5 protein-coding genes are annotated in these 5,061 nt (G+C 65.6%); 2 read left to right on the top strand and 3 right to left on the bottom strand.

Annotation, left to right across the window (positions count from 1 at the left end):
• The coding region (locus BA190_RS34080; protein WP_156771834.1) for a LysR family transcriptional regulator at nt 1–546 on the bottom strand (546 nt) is incomplete at its 3' end.
• A gap of 375 nt (nt 547–921) precedes the next feature.
• Nucleotides 922–1,920, bottom strand: a complete 999-nt coding sequence (locus BA190_RS34070) for a LysR substrate-binding domain-containing protein (protein WP_068299377.1) — start codon at nt 1,918–1,920, stop codon at nt 922–924.
• Between the two features lie 198 nt (nt 1,921–2,118).
• On the opposite strand from BA190_RS34070, the gene BA190_RS36360 reads away from it, so the two are divergent.
• The gene (locus tag BA190_RS36360; protein WP_156771833.1) at nt 2,119–2,259 is read left to right on the top strand and encodes a hypothetical protein; all 141 of its coding nucleotides are present in this window, start codon (nt 2,119–2,121) and stop codon (nt 2,257–2,259) included.
• A 90-nt stretch (nt 2,260–2,349) separates the two neighbouring features.
• Here BA190_RS36360 and ispG read toward each other — a convergent pair whose 3' ends face one another.
• Nucleotides 2,350–3,603, bottom strand: coding sequence for a flavodoxin-dependent (E)-4-hydroxy-3-methylbut-2-enyl-diphosphate synthase (gene ispG / locus BA190_RS34060; RefSeq protein WP_068299368.1), 1,254 nt, complete (start codon nt 3,601–3,603; stop codon nt 2,350–2,352).
• Between the two features lie 146 nt (nt 3,604–3,749).
• Between ispG and BA190_RS34055 the strand changes: the two genes are divergently transcribed.
• Nucleotides 3,750–4,850, top strand: a complete 1,101-nt coding sequence (locus tag BA190_RS34055) for an aromatic acid exporter family protein (protein WP_068299364.1) — start codon at nt 3,750–3,752, stop codon at nt 4,848–4,850.
• Nucleotides 4,851–5,061 lie beyond the last annotated feature (211 nt).

Below are 5,061 nucleotides of genomic sequence, written 5' to 3'. Positions count from 1 at the left end.
GGGTATGCAGGCCGGTCCGAGGCGAGCGGCAAGGTCGCGATTCAGCATCGGGGTGAAATCGGCATGCAGCAAATGATGCGCCTGCAGGCCGGGCCAGTCGCCGGTGCCAAAGAAGACCGCGATGTCGGTTTCTTCGCGCGTGAAGTCGATGGCGCGGTCGGTCGCCTCGATGCGCACCGCCAGTGCGGGATGGGCGAGCTGGAAAGCGCCGATATGGCGCGCCAGCCAACTTGTAGCGAAGCTCACCCGGGCGCAGACGGTCAGCACCCCCTCGATGCCGCCGCGCGCCGCCGCATAGGCTTCCGTCATCAGGGCGAAGGCGTCGGTGATCGCCGGCGCTAGGCGCTGGCCGGCCGCGCTGAGCTCGATCTGGCGCGGCTTGCGCAGGAAGAGCGGCCCGCCGAAGCGTTCTTCCAGGAGCTTGATCTGGTAGGAGACGGCAGCCTGGGTCATGCCGAGTTCGGCCGCTGCGCGCGTGAAGCTCAGATGCCGCGCCACGGCCTCGAAGACCCGGATGGCGGCCAGCGGCGGCAGCACAGTGCTCACGATGCATCAGCTCTCTTTATGGGCACTGCTTGAGCTTCAATTCGTCAGCACCCGAAATTCATGAAAAATCTGCAGGTGAAACGGCCAAAAGCGAGGCCGATCTGGAGATTTAGCCATGATAGTGGCGCGGATTGAACCTATAGGGCAAGCTTATTCATACAGGGCCGATGCGGTGCATGATGAAACGCAGCCGGCTGGTCGGGCGGCCTTGCGGAAGGTGGCGCTACGCGAGCTCCCTGATCACCTGCTGCGGGATATCGGGGTTATCGATGGCCATGTGAAGGGCGATCGGCCCGAGCCTGCAGCCAGCGCTCGCGATCTGATCGATCGCTATCGATAGAGAGGCATGGAAGGGAGGCTGGCTTCCCGATCGTCTTATGAGGCCATGGCCTCTTCGCCCCGGTTGCCGATGCTGGCGGTTCTGCCGACCTCCTCCAGGATCCAGTCGCGGAAGACGCGGATCTTAGGCAGGTTGCGGCGGGCTTCGGGATAGACCAGGTAGAAGGAATGTTCGCCCGCGACCTGATGGAACGGTTGGATCAGCCTCCCTTCCGCCAGGTCCTGGGCCCACAGCGCGCAGGAGAGGATGGCGACGCCCTGGCCGTCCAGCGCGGCGGTTCCGACGAAGGCCTGCGAGCCGATGCACGGGATCTCCACGGGGCCGCGATGGACGCCGCCGAAGCGATCCTGCCCGCGCGTGATCGCCGGCGTGGCCTGCACTTCGCCGCGTGCCGGGGCCCTGGGACGGCGGGCGACCTTGACGAGGTCGAACCAATCGTCCCACCACGTGTCGCCGGGATCGAGCAGCGGCAGGCGCAGGAGATCGGCTGGCTGCTTCACGCCGCCGATGGTGGCGGCGAGCTTCGGGCTGAGCATGGGGGAATACTCACCCGACAGCAGGCGGTGGCTGCACAAACCCGGCCAGTTGCCGTCGCCATGGCGGATGGCGAGATCGATGTCGCTGCGCGCAAAGTCGACCGCTTGATTGATGGCGTCGATCCGCACGGCCAGGGAAGGGTAGCGGATCTGGAAGGCGCCGACATGGCGGGCCAGCCAGGTCGTAGCGAAGGTGATCGAGGCCGTGACCGTGAGCACCCCCTCCGCATCGCCGCGCGCCGAGGCATAGGCTTGGGCGAGCAGGGAGAAGGCTTCGCTCACCGCCGGTGCCAGACGCTGGCCGGCTTCCGTGAGCTCGACCTGTTTCGGGCGACGCAAGAAAAGCGGTGCGCCGAAACGCTCTTCCAGTAGCTTGATTTGATAGGAGACGGCGGCCTGGGTCATGCCGAGTTCGTTGGCGGCGCGTGTGAAGCTCTGGTGCCGCGCCACGGCTTCGAACACCCGGATGGCGGTGAGGGGCGGAAGCGGAAGGGTCATTTGCGATAAGCCTGTTTTATGGCTCCAAATCGAGCTTCAATTAGCCACACCCCGCACGGAATGGGAATATCCCTGTCAGATATTGCTAATTGCCGCACAGGAGATTTGGCCATGACGGCCGTTCAATTCAATCGCATAGGGCAGTCTTATTGCAGCCAAGCGGATAGAGAGCGCCCGGCAAAGCGAAGCGAGGCGTTCGTGCGGCCCCGTTTCGTCGGTCTCTACGATCTCTCGGATCATCTGTTGCGGGATATCGGCCTGCTCGATGGCAGCACCGGGTGGGACGATGGGAGGGAAGTCGCCTCGTCGGGGCGGGATCTGATCGACCGATACCGGTAAGCCTGGGAGCGCGGACGTCCCCGTCCGCTCTTGGAAACGCTGCGTTCGCAGGAAAGGAAGAGCGGACGAGGACGTCCGCGCTCCCAGCAATTACTCCGCCGCCGGCCTGACCCCATAGCGGTTCTCGATATAGTCGATCACCATCTGCTTGAATTCGTCGGCGATGCCGGGACCACGCAGGGTCGCGGCCTTCTGGCCGTCGATGAACACCGGCGCCGTCGGCGTCTCGCCGGTGCCGGGCAGCGAGATGCCGATATCGGCATGCTTGCTCTCGCCGGGACCGTTGACGATACAGCCCATCACCGCAACCTTCAGCGTTTCGACGCCCGGGTAGCGCGTCTTCCAGTCGGGCATCGAGTCGACGATGAAGCCCTGGATGCTCTGGGCGAGTTCCTGGAACACAGTGGACGTGGTGCGTCCGCAGCCGGGGCAGGCGGCTACCAGTGGCACGAAGGTGCGGATGCCCATCACCTGCAGGATCTCCTGGGAGACCTTGACCTCCTGGGTGCGGTCGCCGCCGGGTTCGGGCGTGAGCGAGACGCGGATGGTATCACCGATGCCGGCCTGCAGCAGCGGCGAGAGGGCGGCAGCCGAGGCGACGATGCCTTTCGAGCCCATGCCTGCCTCGGTGAGGCCGAGATGGAGGGCATAGTCGGAACGGCTGGCCATCTCGTTGTAGACGGCGATGAGATCCTGCACCGCCGAGACCTTGGCCGAGATGATGATACGGGACTTGGGCAGGCCCATCTCCACCGCGCGGTCTGCGGAGAGCAAGGCCGATTGCACCAGCGCTTCCCAGGTCACGGTGCGGGCGTCGACCGGCGCTTCGCTCCTGGCGTTCGCGTCCATCAGGTGGGTGAGCAGTTCCTGGTCGAGCGAGCCCCAATTCGCACCGATGCGCACCGGCTTGTCATGGCGCATCGCCATCTCGATGATGGCACCGAACTGGCGGTCGCGCTTGTCCTTGAAGCCGACATTGCCGGGATTGATGCGATATTTGTCGAGCGCCTGCGCACAGGCGGGATGGTCGGCCAGCAGCTTGTGGCCGATATAGTGGAAATCCCCGATGATCGGCGTGGTCACGCCGATGCGCATCAGCCTTTCCTTGATGCGCGGCACAGCCGCGGCGGCTTCGTCGCGATCGACCGTGATGCGCACCATTTCGGAGCCGGCTCGGGCCAGCGCCGCGACCTGCCGCACCGTGCCGTCGATATCGGCGGTGTCGGTATTGGTCATCGACTGCACCACGATGGGCGCGCCGCCGCCGACCAGGACGCCACCGACATCGACGGGGACGGTAGGGCGACGGGACATCAGGCCAAAGCGCGCATAGGACGGGATCATCGGGCACCGCTGGTTTCGTTTGGGGATGACATGGACCTCACCGGCAGGCACGTCAAGGTTCGGCACACCGTGGATTGGAAAACGCAGAGGTTGCGCTCCGCTTCAACCTTTCTACCATCGCATCTTGCAAATGATGTGATGGGTTGATGATGATCGGCGCTGGTGCCACGGCTCGCCTGTTCAAATGGTTCGCGGCCAAGCGCATGGAACTGGCCCTCGCCATCCGCGTCACGGTGGCGGCAGGCCTGACTTTCGTCGCGGTCAAGCTGGTGGATCTTTCCCAGTCGAGCTGGGCGGTGATCACCTCCATCATCGTCATGCAGGCAAGCCTCGGCGGCTCGGTCAAGGCGGCGATGGACCGGATGGCCGGCACGCTGCTCGGGGCCCTGTGGGGCGCGGTGGTGTCGGTGGTGCTGCCGCACCATGAGGGCAATGTCGCGCTTGGCCTGGCGGTATTGACCGCCGTGGCGCCGATGGCGGTGGCTTCGGCTCTCAGGCCGAGCTTCCGGGTTGCCCCCATCACCGCGCTGATCGTGCTGATTCCGGCAGGCGGCACGCTGTTGCCGCCCTATGCCTATGCGGCCGAGCGCGTGGCGGAGATTGCGCTCGGCATCATCGTCGGCGTCGGCGTCGCCCTCTTCGTGCTGCCGGCGCGGGCGCAGGGCGCGCTTGCCGCCGCGGCCGCACGCGTGGCCGATCTCAATGCCGAGCTCCTGCTTGCCCTGACCGGCAGCCTCCTCGACGGCAAGGGCCGGCCGGAGCTGGCCGGCATCAACAAGCGCATCCGCGCCGGCCTGCGCCAGATCGATGCGGCGGTGGAGGAGACGGTGCGCGAGCGCAGCGCCCATCTCAGCCATGCCATCGACCCCGAGCCGATGGCGCGCACGCTCTACCGGGTCCGGCACGATCTTGTCATCATTGCCCGCGTCTGCGTGCGCGCCTTGCCGGAACGGGTGGCGCCGACCCTGACCGAGCCTCTGGAGGCGATGCGGGATGCCACCGTCGGCCTGCTGCGCGGCATCGCCGAAGCCCTGCGGCGCGGCTTTCTCGGGCCGGATGCCGCGGGCTTCGATGCCAGCCTGTCCGCCTATGTCGCCGCCATGGACAAGCTGCGCGGTGCCGGCGTGCTGCGCGAACTGCAGAGCGAGGAGGTCGGCCGCCTCTACGCCCTGCGCTTCGGCTTCGAGCAACTCGGCCAGGACATCAAGGACCTGGTGGAGCGCAGCTCCGACCTGGCGCGGGAATAGGGCGGCGGGCCTGGTACCAACGGCTGCGATGTTTGACCCAGGCGTCATTGCGAGCTCTGCCAATCCACGGGATTGGCATGGCGAAGCAATCCAGGAGCCACAGCTACCGCGTTTTCTAGAGCATCGCGCCGAAAAGTGGGTGCCGGTTTTCGGCAAAAGAGATGCGACAACAAGAACTTACAGCATCGAGTCTGATTCACAGATCAGGCTC

Source organism: Labrys sp. WJW (genome assembly GCF_001676615.1).
Taxonomy (GTDB): Bacteria; Pseudomonadota; Alphaproteobacteria; order Rhizobiales; family Labraceae; genus Labrys; species Labrys sedimenti.
The sequence above is the reverse complement of the archived record's forward strand: the minus strand, read 5'-3'. Positions and strand labels throughout refer to the sequence as shown.

What these genes read in the sequence shown, in the direction of transcription:
- ispG (WP_068299368.1), bottom strand. Translation starts at nt 3,603, where the DNA reads ATGATCCCGTCCTATGCGCGCTTTGGCCTGATGTCCCGTCGCCCTACC.
- BA190_RS34055 (WP_068299364.1), top strand. Translation starts at nt 3,750, where the DNA reads ATGATGATCGGCGCTGGTGCCACGGCTCGCCTGTTCAAATGGTTCGCG.
- BA190_RS34070 (WP_068299377.1), bottom strand. Translation starts at nt 1,920, where the DNA reads ATGACCCTTCCGCTTCCGCCCCTCACCGCCATCCGGGTGTTCGAAGCC.